The organism is Flavobacterium sp. K5-23 (genome assembly GCF_023278045.1).
Lineage (GTDB): Bacteria > Bacteroidota > Bacteroidia > Flavobacteriales > Flavobacteriaceae > Flavobacterium.
Genome location: NZ_CP056783.1, coordinates 2338630 through 2364745, shown reverse-complemented (window position 1 = coordinate 2364745; position 26116 = coordinate 2338630). Strand labels below are relative to the sequence as shown.

16 protein-coding genes are annotated in these 26116 nt (G+C 32.7%); 15 read left to right on the top strand and 1 reads right to left on the bottom strand.

Features of this window, described 5'->3' with window-relative positions; translation table 11 throughout:
- Positions 1–146: 146 nt before the first annotated feature.
- The 14 genes from FLAK523_RS10315 to FLAK523_RS10250 all read left to right on the top strand — a co-directional run bounded on the left by FLAK523_RS10315 (position 147) and on the right by FLAK523_RS10250 (position 23065).
- On the top strand, positions 147–5114 hold the full coding sequence (locus FLAK523_RS10315; protein ID WP_248903162.1) for a translocation/assembly module TamB: 4968 nt from the start codon (positions 147–149) through the stop codon (positions 5112–5114).
- Positions 5114–7429: a BamA/TamA family outer membrane protein gene (locus tag FLAK523_RS10310; protein WP_248903153.1), complete on the top strand. Its 2316-nt coding sequence runs from the start codon at positions 5114–5116 to the stop codon at positions 7427–7429. The genes FLAK523_RS10315 and FLAK523_RS10310 overlap by 1 nt, the downstream gene beginning before the upstream one ends.
- Positions 7430–7602: 173 nt before the next feature.
- Positions 7603–9030 (top strand): L-serine ammonia-lyase, encoded by a 1428-nt coding sequence (locus tag FLAK523_RS10305; RefSeq protein ID WP_248903150.1) that lies wholly within the window; start codon positions 7603–7605, stop codon positions 9028–9030.
- A 94-nt stretch (positions 9031–9124) separates the two neighbouring features.
- On the top strand, positions 9125–9943 hold the full coding sequence (gene panB / locus FLAK523_RS10300; protein ID WP_248903148.1) for a 3-methyl-2-oxobutanoate hydroxymethyltransferase: 819 nt from the start codon (positions 9125–9127) through the stop codon (positions 9941–9943).
- A gap of 67 nt (positions 9944–10010) precedes the next feature.
- Positions 10011–10361, top strand: a complete 351-nt coding sequence (locus tag FLAK523_RS10295; protein ID WP_248903146.1) for a four helix bundle protein — start codon at positions 10011–10013, stop codon at positions 10359–10361.
- A gap of 70 nt (positions 10362–10431) precedes the next feature.
- On the top strand, positions 10432–11121 hold the full coding sequence (locus tag FLAK523_RS10290; RefSeq protein ID WP_248903144.1) for an RluA family pseudouridine synthase: 690 nt from the start codon (positions 10432–10434) through the stop codon (positions 11119–11121).
- Positions 11122–11177: 56 nt separating this feature from the next.
- Complete coding sequence (locus FLAK523_RS10285; protein ID WP_248903142.1) at positions 11178–12542, top strand: DUF5723 family protein; 1365 nt, start codon at positions 11178–11180, stop codon at positions 12540–12542.
- Positions 12543–12578: 36 nt separating this feature from the next.
- On the top strand, positions 12579–13907 hold the full coding sequence (locus FLAK523_RS10280) for an aldehyde dehydrogenase (protein ID WP_248903140.1): 1329 nt from the start codon (positions 12579–12581) through the stop codon (positions 13905–13907).
- Positions 13898–14635, top strand: a complete 738-nt coding sequence (locus FLAK523_RS10275; RefSeq protein WP_248903138.1) for a nitroreductase family protein — start codon at positions 13898–13900, stop codon at positions 14633–14635. Before FLAK523_RS10280 ends, FLAK523_RS10275 begins: the two co-directional genes overlap by 10 nt.
- Positions 14636–14670: 35 nt before the next feature.
- Entirely contained in the window at positions 14671–15441 is a 771-nt protein-coding gene (locus FLAK523_RS10270) for a hypothetical protein (protein ID WP_248903136.1), read from the top strand.
- Between the two features lie 798 nt (positions 15442–16239).
- The gene (locus FLAK523_RS10265) at positions 16240–19632 is read left to right on the top strand and encodes a PAS domain S-box protein (RefSeq protein ID WP_248903134.1); all 3393 of its coding nucleotides are present in this window, start codon (positions 16240–16242) and stop codon (positions 19630–19632) included.
- A gap of 80 nt (positions 19633–19712) precedes the next feature.
- Positions 19713–20573 carry a neutral zinc metallopeptidase gene (locus FLAK523_RS10260; protein WP_248903132.1) on the top strand — a complete coding sequence of 287 codons (861 nt, stop codon included), beginning with the start codon at positions 19713–19715 and terminating at the stop codon, positions 20571–20573.
- Between the two features lie 236 nt (positions 20574–20809).
- Positions 20810–22099, top strand: coding sequence for a DEAD/DEAH box helicase (locus FLAK523_RS10255; protein ID WP_248903130.1), 1290 nt, complete (start codon positions 20810–20812; stop codon positions 22097–22099).
- Between the two features lie 345 nt (positions 22100–22444).
- Entirely contained in the window at positions 22445–23065 is a 621-nt protein-coding gene (locus tag FLAK523_RS10250) for a hypothetical protein (RefSeq protein ID WP_248903128.1), read from the top strand.
- 79 nt (positions 23066–23144) lie between these two features.
- Here FLAK523_RS10250 and ltrA read toward each other — a convergent pair whose 3' ends face one another.
- Positions 23145–24440: a group II intron reverse transcriptase/maturase gene (ltrA, locus tag FLAK523_RS10245; protein WP_248902809.1), complete on the bottom strand. Its 1296-nt coding sequence runs from the start codon at positions 24438–24440 to the stop codon at positions 23145–23147.
- A 724-nt stretch (positions 24441–25164) separates the two neighbouring features.
- Between ltrA and FLAK523_RS10240 the strand changes: the two genes are divergently transcribed.
- A complete protein-coding gene (locus FLAK523_RS10240) occupies positions 25165–25971 on the top strand; it encodes a hypothetical protein (protein WP_248903126.1) in 807 nt (268 codons plus the stop codon).
- Positions 25972–26116 lie beyond the last annotated feature (145 nt).

The window sequence follows — 26116 nt, the reverse complement described above, 5'->3', positions numbered from 1 at the left end:
TAAATTTCCAAAATTTTATAAGTTTTACCTTGAATATTATAAGTCAATATGAATTTTAATTTTCATCTTTGTGTAACTTTGGATTTTAAATTTATAAAAAGGTTAATTAGTAGAAATCAACTATTTTAAACCTAAAAAAACATCATTTGAAAAAACACTTACAAAAGGGTTTAAGACTGTTTATATGGTTAGTAGGAACAATTATCACCTTGTTTTTAATTGTTCTAATCCTTATCCAAATTCCTTCGGTTCAAAACGTAGCGAAACAAAAAGTGGTAGCCTATATCCAAGAAAAAATACAAACCAAGGTTACCATAGACCATTTAAAAATTAAGTTTCCAAAAAAAATAATCCTTGAAGGTGTTTATTTTGAAAGTCAACAAAAAGACACCCTTTTGGCTGGTAAAAAAATTGCAGTTGATTTTAGTATGTGGCAATTGATTAATAATAAAGTGTCTATTAATTCGATTGATTTAAACGGAATTACCGCAAATATTAATCGAGATGCTGGAGGTGTTTTTAATTTTGACTATATCATCACCGCTTTTTCTTCTCCCGATAAACAACCTAAAGACTCAACCCCAATGGTTTTTTCTTTGGATGAAATCAAACTGGATACCATAACCATAAAATATGCTGATGCTTTTTCTAAAAATGACTTGGCACTAAAACTAAGACACTTAGAAACAAGAATTAAAACTTTTGATTTGGAGAAAATGAATTTTGACTTTCCAAAAATCAAAATTAAAGGAATGAATCTAAAAATGAAGCAAGGAATTGCTACAGTAAACAAAACCAATACAAAGGCAAACATACCGAAATCTAATTTTAATATTGGACTAGGTGAAGTCGATTTGTCTAAAATCGATCTTGATTACCAAGATGAAAAAAGCGCATTGACCACTGCCCTATCCTTAAAAAAGCTATTGGTTAAATTTGACAAAACAGATATCAACAATCAATTTTTACTTATTGACAAAATAGCTTTATCAGATGCCGAAGGGAATCTAGCTTTAGGAAAACTAAAAGAAATAGTTACTAAAAATGAAGTGGCCTCAAATAGCACAAATAATTGGGAAGTAAAAATAAGAGAACTAAGTTTAAAAAGAGTTGGTTTTATTTTCGACAATTATAATTCCGTTGCGCTTAAAAATGGAATTGATTACAACCACTTGAAACTTTCTGCTTTAAGTACCGAAGCTAAAAACATACGTTATAGACCTATTAGTATTTCAGGAAATATTAATTCTTTCAAAGGGAAAGAGAAAAGTGGTCTTACTATACAATCCTTCAAAACTGATTTTTTCTATGGTAGAAAAAATGCTTTCTTTAAAAATTTATATTTAAAAACACCACAGACGGAATTGCAAAATGAAATCCAAATTGGGTATCAATCCATTGAAAGCATTACTAATAACTTAGGGGATTTAAGTATAAAAGCAAACTTGAAAAAAAGCAGTGTTGGTTTTAAGGACATTTTGATTTTTGTTCCAACATTATCCAATACAAAACCGTTTGACACTAATCCAAATGCAATACTTCTTGTTGACAGTAAAATTTATGGAAAGTTAAATAACATCAATATACCAAAACTGGAAATAAGCGGTTTAGGAACGACAAAAGTAAATGCTAGTGGAACAATAACTGGTTTGCCTGATGTCAATAAAGCCCATTTTTACTTGGTCATTAATGAATTTAAAACTAGCTCGAAAGATATAAACGAGTTTATACCAAAAGGAACGATTCCCAATACCATTCAACTTCCTGAAGCATTTAATGCAACCGGAAATTTTAAAGGAACAATAAATGACTTCTATACGGATCTTGTTTTGGGAAGTAGTTTTGGAAGTGCTACGATTAAAGCAGCGTACAACCAACAAGTAAAAAACAAAGAAAAGTACAATGTTGTTACGGAACTGAAGGATTTTGATTTAGGGAAATTTATACAAAATAAAGACATTGGAAAAATAAGTTTAAATGCGAATATAAAAGGCACAGGTTTCGATCCAAAAACGGCTAATGCAACCATTAATGGTACCGTACAAAATATCAATTACAATAAATACACCTATCAAAATCTTGATTTACAAGGAGCTTTGCAAAACGGTTTATTCAAGGTAAACGGAAACAGCAAAGACCCAAATCTTACTTTTGATTTAGTGAGTAGCGGTAGTTTTAATGATAAATACCCAGCAGGAACCATTAAACTAAATGTTGATATTGCCGACCTGGAAAAGCTAAACTTGCACGCTGGCCCACTAAAATTAAGAGGCGTTGTAAATGCTGATATTCAATCGACTGATATTGATTATCTCAACGGAATATTTACTATTGCAAACCTGACTGTTGCCGATGACAAACAGCAATTTGTCATAGACTCCATTACGTTAATTGCCACTTCTACTGCTGATAAAAACACTTTGGATTTCAAATCTCCATTTATGAATGCAAACGTGAATGGTAAATACAAGCTATCTAAAATTGGAGCAGCATTGAATAATTCTGTTGCAAAATATTATTCTGCTGATCCTTATTCGAATAATAAAATTGGAGAAAAACAACAATTAGAATTCAAGATTAACGTTTCAGACAGTCCGCTTTTAGCGAAATTTATTCCTGAGTTAAAGAGTCTGGAGCCAATAGCTATTTCTGGAAGATACAATACCGTTAATGATTCCATTGTTTTGAATGCAGCAATTCCTAAAATTAATTATGGCGGAAACACAATGACCAATGCCGTACTAAAAGTAGATACTAAAGACAATGCTTTAGTTTATAACTTAATGGTTGATGATTTACAAAACGCTCAATTTCAATTGCCGTATACTTTCTTAACGGGAAAAATACAAAACAATATTGCAGATTATCTTTTGCAATTAAAAGACTTAAAAGACAAAGAAAGATATTTGATTTCTGGTACGCTTGAAGCTAAAAATGGAAATAACAACATCCACTTTGATCCAAACAATCTATTACTCAATTATGAATCTTGGAAAATAGATTCTGATAATGTAATCCGTTTTGGTCCCAAAGGGATCTACGCAAACAATGTTGAACTAAGTAAAGACGGCAGTAGTATTCAAATTCAGTCGGAATCTGAAAAAACAAATGCGCCACTGGCTATTAATTTTAAAGATTTCAAAATTGAAACCCTAACCAGTATAGCGGAGAAAAGTGATATAACAATAAGCGGAAATGCCAATGGATCTGTTTTATTAAAGAATATAAACCAAACTCCTGTTTTCACTTCTAATCTTACTATTGATGATTTTGCGTTTAAAAAAGATACTATTGGAACAGTGAATATCCAAGTGGATAATATTATTACTAATAGCTACAATACGAAGATTGCGGTAACTGGTCAAGACAACCAAGTAAATTTAGATGGAACCTACAAAACGGGAAATGGAGCTATGAACTTCAACCTGGATATTGTAAAATTAAACCTGAAAAGCATTCAAGGATTTACATTGGGTAACCTAAAAGAAAGCACTGGTTTTTTTAACGGAAAAATCCAAATAACAGGAACTGTTGATCAACCAAAAATGATTGGTAATCTGAAATTGAATGCAATAGGCTTCAAAGTAACGCAACTCAACGCAACATTTAAGTCTATGAATGATGCCGTTTCGTTTACAAATGACGCTATTGTATTTAATCGATTTACAGTTAAAGATGAAAAAGACAATGATTTAGTTATCAACGGAAAAATCAATAGCTCCAATTTCAATAATTTCGGATTTGATTTAACCTTGGATGCCGATAATTTTCAAGCTTTAAATTCGAAAGAGAAAGACAATGATTTGTATTATGGCGAAGTGTACTTAGACAATCATTTACGCATAAAAGGAGATTTCAATAATCCTATTGTTGACGGAAACATAAAAGTCAATAAAGACACGAAGCTAACAATTGTTATGCCTCAATCTGACCCATCAATTGCTGATCGTGAAGGAATTGTCGAGTTTATTGACCAAGACAACCCTTCGATGATTAAAACTATTGCAGTAGATGAAAGATTAAGTAAAACGGAAATAAAAGGAATCAATGCGTCCGTAAATATTGAAGTCGACAAAGAAGCTGAATTATCAATTGTAATTGATAAATCCAATGGTGATTTTTTAAAATTAAAAGGAGAAGCACAGTTGAATGGTGGAATTGATCCTTCTGGTAAAACAACCTTAACAGGAAGATACGAGTTGAGAGAAGGGGCGTACGAAATGAATTTTAATTTTATCAAACGAAAATTTGACATTAAAAGTGGCAGTTATATTCTGTGGACAGGAGAACCTACATCCGCAGATATTAAAATTACTGCAGTTTATAAAAACCAGGCAGCTCCTATTGACCTTATTGATGATCAATTGGCTAATGTTTCGGCAGCGGTTAGAAACACCTACAAACAGAAAATTCCTTTTGAAACTGAATTGAAGATGAAAGGGGAATTGATGAAACCAATTATCTCTTTTGATATTATTTTACCTGATGGAAACAATAGTGTTTCTACCGAAATTATCAATACAACTCAAGCTAAATTAACTCAATTGCGCCAGCAACCAGATGAACTGAACAAACAAGTATTTGCTTTGCTTTTACTGAATCGTTTTATTGGAGAAAATCCTTTTGCCAGTGAAGCAGGTGGAAGTTCATTGACTTCATTAGCTAGACAAAGTGCCAGTAAAATTCTATCGCAACAACTGAACAATCTGGCTGGAAATTTAATGAGTGGTGTGGAACTTAATTTTGATTTAAATTCAACAGAAGATTATACTACGGGACAACTTGAAAACAAAACCGACTTGAATGTTGGGGTTTCAAAAAAATTACTCAATGACCGATTGAAAGTAACTGTAGGAAGTAGTTTTGGACTTGAAGGTCCGCAACAAACAAATGAAGATACAAATACAATTGCAGGAGATGTATCTGTAGAGTACCAGCTTTCTAAAGACGGCCGATATAAATTAAAAGCCTACCGTTTAAACAAATACCAAGTGGCTCTTCAAGGACAAGTAATAGAAACAGGAATTGCCTTTATCATTACTTTAGATTACAATCATTTTAAAGAATTATTTCAAAAAAGTAAATCTCCAAAAGGGAAAAACAAAAAGAAATAATGAACGTACATTATAGAATTATGAAAAATAAAGCGCCACTACTCTATTCCCTTTTTGTTATCCTGTTTTTATCTGGATGCAGCGGTACAAAATTTTTACCTAAAGGGGAACTCTTGTACACTGGTGCGAAAATTAAAATTGAAGGAAACGAACCTTCAAAAAAAGAGCGAAAAACATTGAAATCAGAATTAGAACTTTTGGCTCGACCAAAACCTAACTCTTCGTTTTTAGGGATGAGACCCAAACTGTTTTTTTATAATTTGGCCGGAAAACCAAAAAAAGAAAAAGGATTTCAATATTGGGTAAAAACCAAATTAGGCGAACCACCCGTTTTATATAGCAAAGTTGATCTAGAATACAACAAAAGTGTTTTACAAAACTACAGCGAAAACAACGGCTATTTCAACGTAAAATCAACTGCCGATTCTACTCGAATGGGTAAAAGAGCAAAAGCAAATTATACTGTTACTCCTAACAGACGTTATTTTATTCGAGAAGTCAAATTTCCTAAAGACTCATCGGCAGTAGCCACCGAAGTACGCAATACTCAAAAACGCAGTTTATTAAAAAAAGGAGAAGCATATAGTCTCGAAATTATTAAAGCCGAAAGAGATCGCATTGATAGCCGATTGAAAGAAAAAGGGTTTTATTATTTCAATCCTGACTATCTCCTTGTTCAAGTTGATAGTACTGTAGCCGACCATCAAGTGGATTTGATTGTGAAGGTGAAAAATGATGCTCCACAACTGTCAAAAGAGCAATACAAGATCAATAATGTGGTCGTTTATCCTAATTATTCCATTAATACAGATAACGCTTCCAGTAATCCTGATTCCATTGTTCATTACAAAGATTTCACGATTATAGATACTGAAAAATTATTTAAACCAACCATTTTTGACCGTACGCTATATTTTAAAAAAGGGGATTATTACAACCGAACTAATCACAATTTATCTTTAAACAGATTAGTGAATTTAGGTACTTTCAAGTTTGTGAAAAACCAATTTAAAGTAGCTGACACTACAGGAAATTATCTGGATGCTTATTATTATTTGACTCCATTACCCAAAAAATCAATTCGAGTGGAAGTTTTGGCCAAAACCAATTCAGCCAATTATACAGGAACAGAATTGAATGTAAACTGGGGAAATCGAAATGTTTTTAAAGGAGCTGAGCAACTTACCATTTCCGCCTTTGGAGGTCTTGAAGTGCAAGTTTCTGGACTAAATAATGGATTTAATGTATACCGTTTTGGAACTGAAGCCAGTTTAATTTGGCCTAGAATTATTGCTCCTTTTAAATTTGATTTCGCTAGTAGATTTGTTCCAAAGACAAAAGCCACGATAGGATATGAGTTTCAAAACAGAACAAAATTGTATTCCTTACAAACATTCAAAGGTTCTTTTGGCTATTTATGGAAAGAGAATGAACTTAAAGAACACTTGCTGAATGTTACTGAAATTACGTTTGCCACCCCTCAAAATGTGACTGCATTGTATCAAGAACAAATTGCCGTCAATGCTTCACTGGGGAAAGTAATCGAAAAACAATTGATATTTGGCCCTACCTACTCCTACACTTATACTAACACGATGCAGAAAAGGAAAAAGAACACTTTTTATTACAAAGCCAGTATTGATTTAGCAGGAAACATTACAGGATTAGTAACTGGAGCCAATTTAAAATCAGGCGATACGGTTAAAGTATTTAAAGTTCCTTTCAGTCAATTTATAAAAGTAGAGAATGAATTCAGGCATTATTTAAAACTAGGAGAGGAATCACAACTCGCCAGTAGAATCATTGTGGGAGCAGGATTTGCCTATGGAAACTCAAATGAAATGCCGTTTATTAAACAGTTTTTTAATGGAGGTACCAATAGTATTAGAGCATTTAGAGCACGATCAATAGGTCCGGGAAGCTTTGATGGATCGGCTAATGCCAATACTTTTTTGCCCGATCAATCCGGTGATTTTAAATTAGAATTCAATACTGAATATAGAGCCAAGATTTATGGACTCGTAAAAGGAGCTTTGTTTATAGATGCTGGAAATATATGGCTACTAAAAGAAAACCCTGAAAAACCAGGAGCAAAATTCTCAAAAGACTTTCTAAACGAACTCGCTGTGGGTGTAGGCACCGGATTGCGATTTGATTTCTCCTTCCTGATCATTAGAACTGATCTTGCTTTTCCTATTCGAAAACCAAATTTACCAGATGGACAACGCTGGGTTCTTGATAAAGTAAGTTTAGGCAGTGGTACTTGGAGAAACGAAAATTTAATCTTTAATCTGGCCATTGGATATCCGTTTTAATCCTATTGAGTTAAATACCAATAGTTTCAAAATTCACAACAGATGTTTTTCAATTCATTCATTAAAGAATAATCAAAATTAAACTATAAAACATAATAATTGTTTTACGTTTATCCTTTATAGTGGGAATTCATTGCTAAATTGAATTATATTTGTCTCAAAATTTTCAATTTATGAAAGAATGTATCTCTGTTTTTGATATGCTTAAAATAGGTGTCGGGCCATCTAGTTCACACACCCTAGGACCTTGGCGTGCTGCCGAACGTTTTCTGGAAGAATTAAAAGACGATAATGTATTACTTGCAACTACAAGAATAAAAGTAGATTTATACGGTTCCCTTTCCTTAACTGGTAAAGGTCACGCCACAGATTTGGCTGTAATGTTAGGTCTTAGTGGTCAAGATCCTGAATACATTCCCGTTGAAAACATTCCCCAAATTATCAAAACCATTGAAACTAAAAATGAAATAAACTTAGCTAATGAGTTTGTAATTCCCTTTTATTTTCTTCAAGATATTGTTTTTAATAAAAACTTCCTTCCTTTTCATTCTAATGGAATGAAATTTACCGCATACCTTTCTGATGGAAAAGAATATGTTTCCACTTTCTACTCTATAGGTGGGGGATTTGTTGTGAAAGAAGAACGGGAAAATGCCAAAAAGAAAATCGAAATAGAACGTGATTTCCCTTTTCCAATGGATAAAGCTTCAGAGCTTTTGGAATATTGCAAAAAGGAAAACAAAATGATTTCGGAAATCGTTTATGAAAACGAGAAATCAATGCGTTCTGAGGAAGTAATCGATCACGAATTGATGCGCATTTGGAACACTATGCTAGAATGTATGTATATAGGTTGTCATTCTGAAGGGATACTTCCTGGAGGTTTGAATGTACGTCGAAGAGCATTTGATATGCACCAGAAATTAATTGGGTTATCCAATTACAACAGCCCACAAAGCTGGTTAGAGCAAATTCGTTTGACCGAAGTGAAATTCCGTCAAATACTAAAATGGGTTAGTTGTTTCGCCTTGGCAGTAAATGAAGTTAATGCAGCTTTAGGAAGAATTGTTACCGCACCTACAAATGGAAGTGCTGGAGTTATTCCTGCCGTATTAATGTATTATTTAGTGATCGAAAACCACGATGCCGGTGATAAAGAAATTAAACAATTTTTATTGGTTGCAGGAGAAATAGGAAGTATTTTCAAGAAAGGTTCTACTATTTCAGCAGCAATGGGTGGTTGTCAGGCCGAAATTGGGGTTTCCTCTTCTATGGCAGCAGCGGCTCTATGTGAATTAATGGGCGGAACTCCAGAACAGGTTTTAATGGCAGCCGAAATCGCTATGGAACATCATCTAGGATTAACCTGTGACCCTATTGGCGGATTAGTGCAAATTCCTTGTATCGAAAGAAATACAATGGGAGCCATAAAAGCTATAAATGCAGCTGAATTAGCCTTAGAAACTGATCCTAAAAACGCAAAAGTACCATTGGACAAAGTAGTGGATACGATGTGGCAAACTGCAAAAGACATGAACAATAAATACAAAGAAACCTCAGAAGGTGGATTGGCCATAGCCGTGAATTTATCCGATTGTTAAACACTATATAATAAAACAAAAGCCTGTAATGAGGTTTTAAAAAAGAATATTTGATTATTTTTACATTAATAAACCCAAAACCCTAATATAAAAGATGTCTGTCGCAAAAAAAGATTATAAAAGAATTACCACGAAGACCCTATTCGATATGAAAACCAATGGTACAAAAATATCTATGCTTACGGCATACGATTATACCATGGCAAAAATCGTAGATACTGCTGGTGTTGATGTTATACTTGTAGGAGATTCAGCATCGAATGTTATGGCTGGACACGAAACTACTTTACCTATCACTTTAGACCAAATGATTTATCATGCCTCTTCGGTTGTTAGAGCTATTGAAAGAGCGTTAGTAGTAGTAGATTTACCTTTTGGTAGCTATCAATCTGATCCTAAAGAAGCGTTGCGTTCTGCTATTAGAATTATGAAAGAAAGCGGTGGTCATGCAGTAAAATTAGAAGGTGGAAAAGAAATTAAAGATTCGATTAAAAAAATATTAAACGCCGGAATTCCTGTTATGGGACATTTAGGTCTTACTCCACAATCAATATATAAATTTGGAACTTATACCGTAAGAGCTAAAGAAGAGGAAGAAGCTGACCAACTTATAGAAGACGCTAAAATGCTAGAAAAGATAGGCTGTTTTGCTTTGGTTTTAGAAAAAATCCCTGCTCATTTAGCTACAAAAGTTGCTCAAAGTATTTCAATTCCTGTAATAGGTATTGGTGCCGGTAATGGTGTGGACGGTCAGGTATTAGTGCTTCACGATATGTTAGGAATGACACATGAATTCAGTCCTCGTTTTTTAAGAAGATACATGAATTTATACGAAGACATGACAGCCGCAATAGGGCAATATGTTGCTGATGTAAGAGCGGTTGATTTCCCTAACGAAAACGAACAATATTAATAATAGATAATTTAGACTTCTTAGATTGTTAGACTAATCTAGGTTTTAATAATAAAGCATTACATTTATGCATCGATTCAAAGAATTGGAAATTTGGAAAAAGAGCCGGTTATTTTGTGCGCTAATTTATAAAGTCACTTTATCGTTTCCTAACGAAGAAAAATTTGGACTCACGAATCAATTAAGAAGAGCATCTATATCAATTCCGTCAAACATTGCAGAGGGATCATCAAGGCAATCAAATAAAGACTTTGCAAGGTTTTTAGAAATTGCCATTGGTTCTGCTTATGAAGTTGAAACGCAAATTCTAATTTCATCTGATTTAGGTTTTATCAATCAAGAAAATTTAATAGAATTAACAAATATTTTAGAGGAAATTATCAAAATGACTTCGAGATTTAGAGCAACTTTATTATAGATTTTTATACTGGTATGACTAGTCTAAAAATCTAAGAAGTCTAAGAAGTCCAACAATCTAATAATCAATTTTGAAAATAGTATCAAATAAAAATAACCTCCAAATCCTACACGAAGACAATCATATCATTGTGGTGAATAAGCGTGTAGGAGATATTGTGCAAGGTGACAAAACGGGTGACAAACCACTGAGTGAAGTTGTAAAAGAATACATTAAAGACAAATACAACAAACCCGGTGAAGTTTTCCTGGGTGTGGTTCACCGTTTAGACAGACCTACAACAGGCATAGTTGTTTTTGCCAGAACCAGTAAGGCTTTAACGCGATTGAATGAATTATTCAAAAACAGAGAAACCCAAAAAACGTATTGGGCAGTTGTAAAAAACAAACCGTCAAATACTGAAGACAAGCTTGTTCACTATCTTAAAAGAAACGAGAAAAACAACACTTCAAAAGCGCATATTAATGAAGTTCCAGACAGCAAACTAGCAAGCCTAGATTATAAAATAATCAAGGAACTCAATAACTATTTTGCCTTGGAAATCAATTTACATACTGGACGCCATCATCAAATTAGGGCGCAACTCTCGGCTATTGGGTCACCAATAAAAGGAGATTTAAAATACGGTTTCGACAGAAGTAATCCTGATGGAGGAATCCATTTGCATGCAAGGAAATTAGCTTTCATCCATCCTGTAAGTAAAGAAACAATAAACATTGTAGCTCCTGTTCCCAATGAGGTAGTCTGGAATGCTATTTAAATTTGATCCAAAAAAAATTAAAAAAACAAACAAAAACTCTTTTTAAATTAAATTTTATGAAAAAATCATTATTCCTTTTATTTATCTTAAGTGCTCTAAATATGTCAGCACAAGATCATTTTTCAGGTATAAAAAACTCAAATAGTGTTGGAATACTTAGTGCTTCATTAAATCCAGCTGAACTTACTAATATGAGTTCTAAATATGATCTAAATCTTTTTTCTTTTAGTATTAATGCTTCCAATAACAAAATTGGATTCAATGATATCATAAACTCTGACAGTGATTTTGAAGATTTGATTTTTAAAGGAAATGAGCCTATAAATTTTCGTATAGATGCTGAAATTTACGGTCCTGGTTTTGCAATGAAACATAACAAATGGGCATTTGCAGTAACTTCTAAATCATATATTAAAGCGAATTTTGTAGATATTGATTCTAAACTGGGAGAAGCAATCGTTAATGGTATGGACAATACTATTTTAGGAAACACTTTATTAAAAAGTGACTATAACCAGCGTATCAACGCTACAACTTGGGGAGAAATTGGTTTTACTGTAGCTAGGAATTTATTCGAAAATGAAAAACATAAATTTAATGGTGGTGCAACCATTAAATTATTATTCCCTGGTTCTTATGCTAACTTTGGAATCGATAAATTCGAAGGAAATCTTGAATATAAACTAAACGGAACAACTCCTACAGCTTACTTAAGCAATGTAAACACACAATTAAATATTGCTTACTCGGGTAATCTTGCTGGAAGTTTTTCTGACACTGAAAATTACACCAAATCATTTTTCGGAAAACTTAGTGGAGTTGCTGCTGATTTTGGACTGAATTATCAATTAAAAGACAAAGACAGTTATAAGTTGAACGCTGGAATTTCAGTAAAAAATATGGGAGGAATGACTTTTAAAGAGGCTAATAACTCATCTACAAAATACAATTTAAATATTCCAAATGGTACTGTTTTAAATCCAGGTCTTGACCTAAGTTCTTTTGAAAATGCAGAGTCTTTACAAGATGCTGAAAACATTTTATTGGCTACTCCATACTTAACTAAGACCCAATCTGAATCGGAAATTAAAGTGAAGTTACCTACTGTTTTCTCAGCTTATGCTGATATAAAAGTTATTTCTAAATTTTATGTGTCATTATACACACAACAAAAAATAGGAAATGACAATGATAATGACCAAATTACAACTCAAAATATATTTTCGTTAACTCCACGTTTCTCACTTAAAAATTTCGAAGTATACTCTCCTTGGGCTAAAAACGAGATTTCGGGTACAACTGGTGGTTTAGGATTTAGATTTTATGGATTCTACCTTGGTTCAAGCTCTATTGTAACAGCTTTAACAAGTGATACCAAACAAGCTGATGTTTATTTAGGTTACAGATTAAGATTGAGGTAAATAATTTTTATTGTTCCTACTAAATTCAAATGAATTATGAATTACAAAACAGATATAGGGTACAGAAAAGAGATTTTAACAAAGCTGTTGAATAACTTAACTATACATGAAAGTGAGATTATTCAGGCCTTATATGATGATTTCAAGAAACCCGCTTTTGAAGCGGTTATTACGGAAACAAGTTATGTAATATCTGAATTGAAGGATACCATCAAGAACATTCATAAATGGGCAAAACCTAAAAAGGTATTTCCATCTATCCTCAATTTCCCTTCTAAAGACTATATTTACAAGGACCCTTACGGAAAAGTACTGATTATTGCACCATGGAATTACCCTTATCAATTAGCGCTTTGTCCCCTTATATCAGCAGTTGCAGCAGGAAATCAGGTGGTGTTAAAACCTTCTGAACTTACCCCGAATACATCTGCAATTATTGCGAAAATAATTGAAAAAACATTTCATATTAACCATGTGGAAGTGATTCTAGGTGGTGTAGAAACCTCCCAGAAGTTGCTTTCACAACGATGGGATTATATATTTTTCACCGGTAGTGTCGCTGTTGGGAAAATCGTTGCAAAAGCGGCAGCCGAAAACCTAACACCTGTTACCCTAGAACTAGGAGGAAAAAACCCTTGTATTGTTGATGAAACAGCCAACTTAAAATTGGCCGCAAAAAGAATCGTTTGGGGTAAATTTATCAATGCAGGTCAAACCTGTATTGCTCCAGATTATATCTTGGTTCAAAAAGACATGAAGAATAAATTTGTTGATTACTTGAAAGAGGAAATCACATTAGCTTATGGTACAAATCCGGAAGTTTCACCAGATTTTGCTCGCATAATCAACGAAAAGAATTTCAGTCGATTGGTAAAAATGATTGAGGCTGATAAAGTGATTTTTGGAGGGCAAACAGAGATAACTAATTGTTACATTGCTCCTACTCTTATCGAAGAATCAAATCTTGACAGCTTGATAATGGAAGACGAAATATTTGGGCCATTATTGCCTATTCTTACTTATCAATCAGAAGCTGATATCAATGCAATAATTTCAAAATATGAAAAACCTTTGTCATTATATGTTTTTACTGAAAATAAATCCTTTGCCGAAAAAACAATTCAAACATATTCCTTTGGCGGAGGTTGTATAAATGATACTTTAATTCATTTTTCCAATAAAAAATTGCCTTTTGGCGGCGTAGGTCATAGCGGAATTGGTGCTTATCACGGAAGTCTTAGTTTTGATACTTTTTCCCATAAAAAGGGAATTGTAAAAAAAGCAAATTGGCTTGATTTACCAATGCGATATGCTCCCTATAAAGGAAAATTAAACACTATAAAGAAATTATTAAAATGGTTGTAAATAACGAAAGAACAGTAAGCGAAGCAATTCTTTACAGACGTTCTGTAAGAGTTTTTAAAAAGGAAGAGATTGATGAAGAAAAAGTAAAAGAATGCATCCATCTAGCGACACTTGCTGCCACAAGCAGTAATTTGCAATTATGGGAGTTCTATCACGTTACTTCTACTGAAATTATGGAACAACTTTCGGTTGCCTGTTTAAATCAAAACGCTGCTAAAACTGCAAAACAGATGCTTGTGGTAGTAGCCCGAAAAGATTTATGGAAAAGTAGAGTTCAATCTAATATTGCGTATTTAAAGTCACAATACGGAGATAAACCAGTATCTGAATATTCGAATAGAGAGAAATTTGCCCTTAATTATTACCAGAAAATAATACCTGCCATTTACTCTGATTTTTTAGGGATTTTAGGAAGGATAAAATACCATATATTTCAAGTCATAGGTTTATTTAAGCCCACATATAGACAAGCCAGACTTAGCGACATGCGCATTGTTTCCCAAAAAAGCGCGGGCCTAGCGGCACAAAATTTTATGATAAGTATGGCCGCCATAAATTACGATACCTGTCCTATGGAAGGATTTGATTCCGTAAGAGTGAAAAAAATATTAAATTTACCATCATCTGTAGAAATAAACATGATCATAGGTTGCGGTATTCGTGACGAAAATGGTGTTTATGGAGAACGTTTTAGAGTTCCATTTGAAGAAGTCTATTTTAAAGTATAAACCAAAAAACTAATTATAAAAACCAAAATTAAAACATGAGATTAACAAACAGAATTGAGGAAATAAAAGCAAACGGGTATCAATTAGATTTTGCAAATGTGTTCAATCAAGCATTTGAAAATTATAAAAAAATAGCTTTATACGCTGGATTAATGATTTTTGTGTTTTCTATTTTACTTGTTGCGGTTATTGCAACACTTACATTATCCTTTTTTGGAATTACAGCACTAACAGAATTTATGAAACCCGAAAATATGAGACCTGAAAATTTTTCAGGTAATTTCCTAATAGTTTATTTCGCCGTTAGTATCTTAATGACATGTTTGTTAAGTCCGTTTCCAGCAGGATTAATAAAAATGGCCCATTGTGCTGAAAAAGATGAGGAATTTCATGTTTCAACGGCTTTTGAGTTTTTCAAAGCCCCTTATTTTAAAGAACTTTTTATGGCAACCTTAATTATTTCTTTAAGTACTACAGGATTATCTTTACTTCTTGAGCATTACGGAATTCAATTTATAGGTGGAATAATAACTATTATTATATCTTTTTTCACCTTTATGACTATACCGTTAATTATTTTTAGTGATTTGAAAGCGGTGGATGCTATTGTAACGAGTTTTATAATAATATCAAAACAACCTTTGGTTCTTTTAGGTTTAGTTCTTGTTGCAGGTATAGGATCGTTAGTTGGGTTTATAGGATGTTGTATAGGGATATTTTTTACAATACCGTTTGTCTATTCAATGTATTATGCCATTTACAGTCAAATTTTAGGATTTGAAAACGAAGAAAACATAATGGAATAAACTTACATTTTATTTTTATTTGTAAATAAATAGCCCCCAACTTAAATTAGTTTTTATGTTGGGGGTTTATTTTAATATTATTCCTTATTTTTCTATAAAAATAGTTTACTGTATAAAATTAAAACAATCTATATGGCATTTTTTCACATTGTTTACTTTTCTATACTCTTAAACAAAATCTCATTTGCTTACATAGTAACAGCTATATTGTTGAGGTTTCCCCCATTAATAGAATACCAAATTATAAATAATAAATTTTTGTTTTTAATACCCATTTTAATAATTTTCTTTTTTTTATTTATTTATAATTTTTTTAAAATAAAGAATTTATTAATAAATAAATTTGGTGAACAAAATAGTAATGATTTTATTTTAAAGAAAGAATACCAAACTTATCTCTTGTTTTTGGGTATCATTAGTCCTATTACAGAAATTAATTTAGTGTTAAACAAAGTTAGACCAACTAGCTTATTACACGTACATTTAATTATAGGTGCGGTATTGTTAATTATTTATTTAATTAGTACTAAATCATCTTATGTTTTCCAAAAGATAAAACATGTTTTTATTACTATTTACATACTTTATTTTGTTTTAATTTGTCGGAATTTAATTTTTTTACCAACAGATGTTATTCCAATGTTAGCATTTGTGGTCTCTTTTTTCTTTTTCTATACCATCCTTAAACCAATAAAATATTACTGGTATATATGCATCCTAATATTTGCCTTTTTATGCACTGTTTACCTTTTTAATCTAATTCCTGTAAAAACAATAATAATATTATTTAATTATTATTTGATTGTTTTTATCATCAACTATATCCGTTACATCACCTCATTAAACACGCGTGATAAAATTCACTTTTCAAATATTATTGTAAATAATGGAAATTCTTTAATTGTTGTTTCAAATAAAAAAGGAGAAATACAATTTTGCAGTGAAACAATTACTCCTATTTTAGGTTATACCAGTGATGAAGTATTGGGTTTGGGTTTTTGGAAACTTACAGAGGATCCCGATTTTACAGGAGAGGAATTTCATAACAATACTATTATTGAAAGAAAGTTTACTAGAAAACTAAAATGTAAAAATGGGGATTATAAATACATCCAATGGAATGATAACCGTTATACTGATGATTTAATTATAGGTATAGGCCAGGATGTAACAAATGAAATTAAAACACAAAAATCGTATGAAAATTTAGTTGAAACTGCTACTGATCTCATTTATGAAATAGATAAATACGGCAATTATATTTTTATAAATAAAAATTCAGAAGCCATAACTGGATATAGTTTAAAAGAACTCTACAATACAAATTATTCGGACCATATAAGAGCAGATTATATTGAAATAGTCTTAGAGTTCTATAAAAACACTTCATCAAGCACAAGTCATTTTCCTATATTGGAAATTCCTCTTTTAAAGAAAAATGGTGATGAAATATGGATTTCACAAAAAGTATCTATAAATAGAGATGAAAACTTAAAAATTAGGAGTTATTCCGTTATTGCAAGAGATGTAACTTTTTATAAAAGCATTGAAAGAGAAAAAACGAATAGACATGTTAAAAATTTAAAATACAATGAAGCTTTGAAGGGATTTACAGCTAAAAATTATTCAAACAATGAAAGTTTAAATTGTAAATTAAAGGCCATTTTAGAAATTACCACCAAAACAATTGAGGTAAATCGAGCTAGCTACTGGAACTATTATCCTGACGGGATTATTTGTCAACAACTTTATCAATTAAATGACCAAACATTTGTACAAGGGCAAGAATTGACAAAAAAACAATACCCAAACTACATTAAAAGTGTTGAGAATAAAGTTCAAATAGTGGCATCAGATGTGTATTCAAATTGGGATTTAATTGAATTTCACGATGACTATTTCCCGGAAAACAATATAATTTCACTTATTGATACACCCGTATTTATTGATGGGGAATTAAAAGGAATTATTTGTTTTGAGTCAAGTGACACTAAAAAACAATGGGATAATGAGGATATCAATTTTTGCAGATCAGTATCTGATATCATTGCTATCGCATTAGAATCAAATATGAGACTGGAAATAGAAAAGAAAACAACCTATAAAAGTGAACTTCTTGCAGCAATGACATTATGCACAGATAAATTTTTAAATAGTAAAGATATAGACGCTATTTTCTCGGATGTCCTTATTATCATGGGAAATGCCACAAAGTCACATCGTGCCTATTATTATGAAAAAAATGAAAATTCGGATTCCATTAGTCAAAAATATAGATGGATTGCAAACGAAACAGAATTAACGGAAACCAATGAAAAACTTCAAAATTTACCTTATTCTTATTTTGAAGATTTAATACTTCCTCTTTTAGATAATAAAATATATGAAGCAAAAGTATTTCAAATAGAGAACGAATCCCTAAGAGATAAACTAATCCAGGTTGATGTTATTTCTCTAATACTTTTCCCTGTATTTGTAAATAATAAATTTCATGGATTTCTAGGATTTGATGATACTTCTAATGAAAAAAACTGGTCCGAAGATGAAATTATAATACTACAAACATTAGCTAAAAATGTAGCTTCTTCTTTAGATCGGATGGCTTCAGAAGCAGCAATATATGAAAGTGAAGAGAAATTCAGATTATTAGCAAATAATATTCCCGGAACAGTTTATTTGTCTGAGAATGATGAAAACTTCACTAAGATTTACCTTAATGATGAAATAAAAAAATTGACAGGATATGAAAAAGCTGACTTCTTAGAGAAAAGAATCTCGTATTCTAGTTTAATACATCCTGATGAAATAGAAAGTTTAAAAAAAGAGTCCTTTAAAAAATTATCTCTCCTAGAACCTTTTCATTTCATTTATAGAATTTTCAAAAAAAATGGAGAAATTGCATGGGTTGAAGAATTTGGAGATGCAATTTTAAAGGACGGCAAGATTGCTTTTATAGAAGGTATTATGCTAGATATAACAGAGCGAAAAGAAGCAGAAGAAGCTATTAAGGGGAAAGAATACGCCGAAGCTGCCAATAGAGCCAAATCAGAATTTTTAGCAAATATGAGCCATGAAATTAGGACTCCTCTAAATGGAATTATTGGTTTTACTGATTTATTGTTAAAAACGGAACTGGGTAAGGTACAAAAAAAGCATATGGCTACTGTAAATCAATCCGCACATTCCTTACTCGATATTATTAATGACATTCTCGATTTTTCTAAAATTGAAGCGGGAAAACTTGATTTATATATTGAAAAACAAAATCTTGCAGAAATCATAAATCAGTCTTTCGAATTGATATTATATGCTTCAAATCAAAAGAACTTGAAACTAGAAATAAATATTGAAACAGAAGTGCCAAAATACATTTGGACAGATATGATTCGATTAAAACAAATATTAATTAATCTTTTATCTAATGCTGTTAAGTTTACTGAAAAAGGTACAATTAAATTAAACGTTTCTGTTCTAGAAAAATTAGATGAAAAAAGAGCCGTAATTCGGTTTTCAGTAATCGACACCGGTATAGGAATATTAGAAGAGAACCAGAAGAAAATCTTTAATGCTTTTTCTCAAGAAGATTCCTCAATTACAAGGAATTTTGGAGGAACTGGTTTAGGTCTTACTATTTCAAACCAGCTCTTAGGATTAATGAATAGTCACTTACAATTAGAAAGTACTGTAAACAAAGGGAGTACCTTTTATTTTGATTTAGATTTAAAAACAAGCAATAAGAAAACAAAAGGAACTCAAGAAATAAAAGTAGTTGACGAAAATTTTATCGCAAAAGAATTTGAAGAAAACCAAAAATATAAAAATCTGAATATACTGCTTGTTGAGGATAATAAAATAAATATGTTATTATTAAAAACAATTATTAAAAGAGTCGTACCAGATGCAAATTTAATAGAAGCCTACAATGGGGAAATTGCCGTATCTGAATTTAATAAACAAAATATTGACATTATTTTTATGGATATACAAATGCCCATAATGAATGGATATGAAGCGACAATTGCAATTAGAAAATTAGAAACAGGAAAAGACATCCCAATCATAGCAATCACTGCAGGAGCAGAAAAAGAGGACAAGGAAAAATGTTTTAACGCAGGAATGAATGATTACATTTCTAAACCAATTGTAAAAGGAGTAATTGAAGAGAAAATCATTAAATGGGTAAATCAATAATAACAAGGTTATTATATTTCGAATTAATACATAATTTTGTTTAGAAATAAAATAAAATAGCAACATAAAAAGAATAGAATATGAAATGGCAAGGAAGACGAAAAAGTGATAATTTAGATGACCGTAGAGGAATGTCTTCTGGCGGTAAAACGATTGTTGGTGGAGGGATAATAGGAATTATAATTTTGCTGATAAATATGTTTGGAGGTGAAAATGCACAAATGCTTACGCCTATTTTAGAGCAAATGAACCAAGGACAAAGTGCACCAACTGAACAAAGAGATCTTACAGTAAAAGAGTTAGAAGAGAGAAAATTTATAAATGCATTATTAGTGGATAATGAAGATGTATGGGCCAAAATATTTCAAGAAAATAATATGAAATATAAAAACCCAGAACTGGTTTTATTTGAAAACGGAGTAAATACAGCTTGTGGAAATGCAACTTCGGCATCTGGTCCTTTTTATTGCCCAGCTGATCAAAAAGTATATATGGATTTAACATTCTTTGAAGAGTTAAAAACGCGTTTTGGAGCACAAGGAGGTGATTTTGCCACAGCCTATGTAATAGCTCATGAGATGGGGCATCACGTGCAAACATTACTAGGTACATCAGCTAAAATGAGGCAAATGCAAGAAGGTAAAAGCAAGACCGAAGCCAATAAACTATCCGTTGCGCTGGAATTGCAAGCTGATTTTTATGCTGGGCTTTGGACGCATTACAACCAGAAAATGAAAGACATCCTTGAAGATGGAGATCTTGATGAAGCCTTGAGTGCAGCCCATGCTGTGGGAGATGATGCCATTCAAGCAAAGATGCAAGGACATATAGTTCCGGAATCCTTTACACACGGAACATCTGAACAAAGGAAATACTGGTTTATGAAAGGATACAAAACGGGAGACATCAATCAGGGAAACACTTTTGCTGATATAAGATAAAAAGGAATTTAGATACAATTATAATAAAATCGGGATACTCTCCCGATTTTTTTTATAAATACAATCGCCATAATCAATAGCTCCCTTACTAAATTTGAAATAAATAAAAACGAAGTAATTCTATTTTATTTAAACAAAGTCATACAATCAAAACCACTTCGGAAAAATTAGCAGTATCTTTGCGCCAAATTAAAGAAGTACTCTAAATAATAGTGTTTACTTCCTAAACACAAATTATGTCATTCAACTCATTAGGCTTATCTGATGCTTTATTAAAAGCCATCAGCAAAAAAGGATATACAACTCCTTCACCAATCCAAGAAAAAGCAATCCCACCAATTTTAGAAGGTAAAGATGTATTAGCATCTGCACAAACAGGAACTGGAAAAACAGCGGGATTCACGCTGCCAATATTACAAATATTATCGCAAGGGAAACACCTTAGTAATAGACCTATTCGTGCCTTAATATTAACTCCTACAAGAGAATTAGCAGCACAAATATTAGCTAACATAAAAGAATACAGTGAATTTTTAGATATGCGCAGTGCTGTAATTTTTGGAGGTGTAAACCAGAAACCACAAGTTGCACAATTGCGTCAAGGTGTTGATATACTAGTGGCAACTCCTGGTCGATTAATCGATTTACAAAATCAAGGTTTGATATCCCTTTCAAAAGTGGAGATATTGGTTTTAGATGAAGCAGACCGTATGCTTGATATGGGGTTTTTACGTGATATTGAACGCATTTTGAAAGTACTACCTTCAAAAAGACAAAACTTACTGTTCTCAGCAACTTTTTCTAAAGACATTAAGAAATTAGCAATGGGTATTTTGCACAAACCGGTTCAGGTTGAAGCAACACCCGAAAACACTACAGTGGATGCTATTATTCAAAAAATATATCCTTGTGCAAAAGAGAAAAAAACCGAATTGATAATCAAACTGATTACAGAAGGAAACTGGCAACAAATTTTGGTGTTTACACGTACCAAACAAGGAGCCAACAAACTGACTGAAAGTATGATTAGCGCTGGTATTAAAGCAGCAGCCATTCACGGTAATAAAGGCCAGGGTGCAAGAACCAAGGCATTAGCCGGTTTTAAAAGCGGAAGTATAACTGCTTTAGTCGCTACTGATATTGCGGCTCGTGGATTAGATATTCCATTGTTACCACACGTTATCAATTTTGAATTGCCTAATATCCCTGAAGATTACGTACACCGTATAGGTAGAACAGGACGTGCTGGAGCAAGTGGAGAAGCTATTTCTTTATTTAGTCCAGACGAAACCGTTTTTTTACGCGATATAGAAAAATTAGTAGGCTTGAAATTGCCTAAAGAGAACATTAAAGGTTTTGAAGCAGACCCAAATGCGTCAACCGAGCCTATCAAACAAGGACAAGGAAGACCACAACGCAATTCTACTCCTAGAAAACCAAAAACGGATACAACAAGCAGAAGCAGTAATAATAGCTTTGGTCCAAGACGTCCTAATACTAATAGTGACAGACGCTCTAATAGATAACACCTAAGAAAATACGTTTCTTTTTTCTTGGAGCAGAATGATTTCGTTTTTAATGAAGTCTCCTCCCGCTATACACTACAAACCTTGTGAGGGCTAAACGCCAGCCCTCACAAGGTTTTTCGTTTCTATCGGGGCTATTGAGAGCGTCTTATTTTCAATAATACCCTTATGTAAATTCATCCTTAATATATATAACAAACAGATGATTTGTAATAAAATTATTATTTATATATTTGTTTAGATACCGCTACGCAATAGCGCCTATCTACCCGATTTTGGGTGTATAGGCGCTACTTTGTAGCGACTATATACTAGTTGGCAAAAATTTAACCTGAATATCAGACTATGAGATTAATATTTATCCTATTTACTTGCCTTACTTTCGGACAAGAAAAACCAATAATTTTCTATAATGAAAGTGGAGAAAAAATAAGTAAAGAAAATTTCATTAAAACTAAAGATTATAGTAAAAATTTAGATTTATATTTTGAGAACGATACAACTCAAATAGGTTTATTGGTTACTCGAAAAAAATTCGGACAACTTGACAAAAATACTTTTGAGAATTTAAAATCATACTTAACGGAATTGACCGAAAAAAAAATTGACTCAACTCAAAATATTGTTATCAACTATTTAACTGCATATCCGAAAAAGAATGAAAATACTAACTCAAAATCAGGATGGAATGTTTTACACAGAGATTACTTAAAAAAACTGCACAAAATCGCAAATATTAATCAATTCTGGATACACTCATCCGAATGTGATAATCTTGAATATAATTATCAAAAAAGAATAAATTGGAAAGCAGACAAAGATGATTTACTAAAAAAACTCTTTTTCCCTTACGAAGTCAGATATGGAAATTTTATCCTAATTAAGCCTGACGGAAAATTTTACTATTATTTAGGAGAACATAGTAAATATCAAATTTGGGAGGATGCTAAAAAATATTTTAAATAAAAAAAACGATTTGCCAATCGAGTAGACGGCTCCGCTAGAAACTAACGGAGTGCGCCTCTCACACCACCGTACGTACGGGTCACGTATACGGCGGTTCGCAAAGTGATGGGTTGAGTTCAATGTGAGTTTCCAACATAGACCGATAGCCTTTCTTCTTAAGCCGTAGTAGGGTAATTGTAGAAGTTAGAATCGGACTTTGAGCAATACGCCAGCCTCCTTTTCTTGTCCTGCTCCAAGCATAGGCGTGGTCTTTATCAACTCCTAGTCGCATCAGGTTTTTCCTTTTGCGTTCGGGTTTCTTCCAATCCGTCCAAATGCAATAGCGCAGACGATTGCGCAACCAACCATCAATATCTCGTAGCTTTCCTTGAATACTCGTTCCCCGAAAATAGTTTAACCATCCTCGTTGGATTTCATTGATTTTTCGGATTCGTTCCTCGAAACTTCTAGGTGCGGTTTTGCGGGTCGCTTCCTTTAAACTTTGCTTGAGTTTTGCCCAAGCTTTCTTTCCTACCGTTAACTGATACCTGCCTTTTACGCCTTTTTGATAAGTCGATGCAAAAGAAAATCCCAATATCGTGAACTGAATTGGTTTTCTAATCCCACTCTTTTCTTGATTAATAGTCAGTTTTAGCTTGTCTCTCAAAAACAGAAAGATAGCATTACCAACCGTTTTGGCTTGGGTTTTCGATTTGGTGTAAATGCTAAAATCATCGGCATAACGAACAAACTTCACTCCTTTTCTTGTCAATTCCTTGTCCAATTCGTGGAGTAGGATATTTGACAAAAGCGGACTAATCGGACTTCCTTGCGGAACGCCCTTTCTACGTTTGACCAGTTTTCCTTTGATGAGTATAGGCACTCGCAACCATTTGCGGATTAACCGTAAAGTCGTTGGGCATTTTACCTTTTGGTAAATTAGGTTCAGCAACAAGCAATGATCGACTTCGTCAAAGAAGGTCTTTAGGTCAATATCTACAATATAATTGTAGCCTTCGTGAATGTTTCCCAAGGCTTTGCCTACCGCTTGGCGGGCATTTTTATTGGGTCGAAATCCGAAACTATTCACACTAAAATCCTTTTCGAATCTTGGCATCATCGCTTGCGATACGGCTTGTTGAAGTAGTCTGTCGACTACTGTTGGGATTCCCAAGAGTCGGAACTTTCCGCCTCCTTTGGGAATCTCCACCCCAAGAATGGGTTGCGGTAGATAACGGTCATTCTTAATATCTTCCAGTAATGCAGATTTATGTTCACGGAAATAATCCGTCAGCTGAGTGGTTTTTAAACCATCAACGCCAGCACTACCTTTGTTGACTACTACTTGACGTAGCGCCTTTTGGAGATTGTAAGGATGTGTTACTTGTGCAATCATTCTTAAGTTTTACATTAAATTCTTACTGTTCCGCTTTTCTAGGGCTATAACTTGCGTCATTCCTTTAGAAATTAAGAACCACTTGCGTTCAGTCCTTCCTTGTTTGTGAGACTTGTGCGGTATCTATTCGCAACTCGTTGCCCCAAGTACTATGACTTCTGCTGACTTCTTTACTTTACCAACTCGTGGTTGCAAAGACCTCCCCTGGTAAGAGCTTTTTCCTTCGTCCAATCCCTGCGACATCTACTGAGATACGATTTTGATAATCTTTGGACGTTGCAATGCTGTGCTTGCTTATCCTCGTATAACAGCCTCTTATGCCGTTTCTGTTCGTCAGTACCGGATTTTGCCGTTTCGCTTCCTTCACTGCATATCTCACGATAAACCAGCTTGCGACGTACTAATGGTTCGGGGTTTCAATCCGCCCATAAGGGACTTATACCCTCTGGAAAAATAACACACTGTAAGATTTGTTTTAGAATTCGTAAATTTGTATTTTCGAATTTTTATTCGAGCTTACAGTGTGGGTCCTGCTCATGCAGGGCACACACAGCGGTTTTGCCGGATTTGGGTATTCGGCATAATTTGAAGTTGGTCTTGTACTTGAATTAAAAGTGTTTAACCTAAAGATAAATCTTAATTTAGTCCCTAAATCCGAGCAAAGCAACAAAACGTTACAGGCAAGTTGACCCAAAAAACCGCATAGAAAACAGAAATATTTAAAATGAAAAAAATCATTATTACTTTACTAATATTAAGCTTTAATTTAACTTTTTCTCAAGATTACTTTGAAGGTAAAAACTTGTATTGTAAATCTGAAAATCCGGAAGCAATGAAGCTTTTTAATTTAGGTATTGAAACTTTATATTTGAATAAATCTTTAGACCCAAAATATCTCAAAATAACTTCAAATATTTTCTTTAAAGCTTACAAAACCGACACGACATTTTGTGATGCAATTTTTTTCACAGGATACACTTTGAGATTATTGAATGACGAAAAGGCTATGGCTTGCTATATAATGGCTGACAGTTTATCAAAAAAAACATTAGAATTTAAAATAAATTTAGCTTCTGAAGGATTAAGATTAGGTCAAGATAGATCATTGAAAATTGCTAGAAAAAAGTATAATGAAATAATTTCTTTGTTTCCTGAAAACCCTGAAGGTTACTATGGTTTTGCATTAACTTCTCCTATTTTCGGAGATGTAGATAAAGGTTTAGAAAATATAAATATCGCAATTGAAAAATATAAATTATCAAATCCAAAATTAAAAGACGAAGTAATATTTCTAAAAGGAGTTTTATTATCTCAAAACAAAAAATATGATGAAGGTTTAGAATATTTAGAAAGATGTTATTCAACTTATAAAAAAGATGAAAACTTTAAAATTCACTATTCATTATGTTTACTCAAAGTTTCTGAAATTAAAAATGACGAAAAAATGAGACAAAAAGCTTTTAAATTTTATGAACAAATAGAAAATAAACAGCAAATTTCAGAAGACATTAAATCCGTTCTGAAATTTTAAAAAAAAAATGAAGTTGAAACGTAAATTGGAATAGCAAATAAAAAGTGTAAAAGTTGGAATCTGCCAAAGGAAACTTGAAAAGTTTGCGGTTAAAATCATAATTTCGACAAAAACAACCAGCCTGTAACGGCAGTTACACAATACA

Coding starts and splice junctions, on each gene's coding strand:
- FLAK523_RS10255 (WP_248903130.1), top strand. CDS start 20,810: ATGTCATTCAACTCATTAGGCTTATCTGATGCTTTATTAAAAGCCATC.
- FLAK523_RS10260 (WP_248903132.1), top strand. CDS start 19,713: ATGAAATGGCAAGGAAGACGAAAAAGTGATAATTTAGATGACCGTAGA.
- FLAK523_RS10285 (WP_248903142.1), top strand. CDS start 11,178: ATGAAAAAATCATTATTCCTTTTATTTATCTTAAGTGCTCTAAATATG.
- FLAK523_RS10305 (WP_248903150.1), top strand. CDS start 7,603: ATGAAAGAATGTATCTCTGTTTTTGATATGCTTAAAATAGGTGTCGGG.
- FLAK523_RS10310 (WP_248903153.1), top strand. CDS start 5,114: ATGAACGTACATTATAGAATTATGAAAAATAAAGCGCCACTACTCTAT.
- ltrA (WP_248902809.1), bottom strand. CDS start 24,440: ATGATTGCACAAGTAACACATCCTTACAATCTCCAAAAGGCGCTACGT.
- FLAK523_RS10270 (WP_248903136.1), top strand. CDS start 14,671: ATGAGATTAACAAACAGAATTGAGGAAATAAAAGCAAACGGGTATCAA.
- FLAK523_RS10295 (WP_248903146.1), top strand. CDS start 10,011: ATGCATCGATTCAAAGAATTGGAAATTTGGAAAAAGAGCCGGTTATTT.
- FLAK523_RS10250 (WP_248903128.1), top strand. CDS start 22,445: ATGAGATTAATATTTATCCTATTTACTTGCCTTACTTTCGGACAAGAA.
- FLAK523_RS10275 (WP_248903138.1), top strand. CDS start 13,898: ATGGTTGTAAATAACGAAAGAACAGTAAGCGAAGCAATTCTTTACAGA.
- panB (WP_248903148.1), top strand. CDS start 9,125: ATGTCTGTCGCAAAAAAAGATTATAAAAGAATTACCACGAAGACCCTA.
- FLAK523_RS10240 (WP_248903126.1), top strand. CDS start 25,165: ATGAAAAAAATCATTATTACTTTACTAATATTAAGCTTTAATTTAACT.
- FLAK523_RS10280 (WP_248903140.1), top strand. CDS start 12,579: ATGAATTACAAAACAGATATAGGGTACAGAAAAGAGATTTTAACAAAG.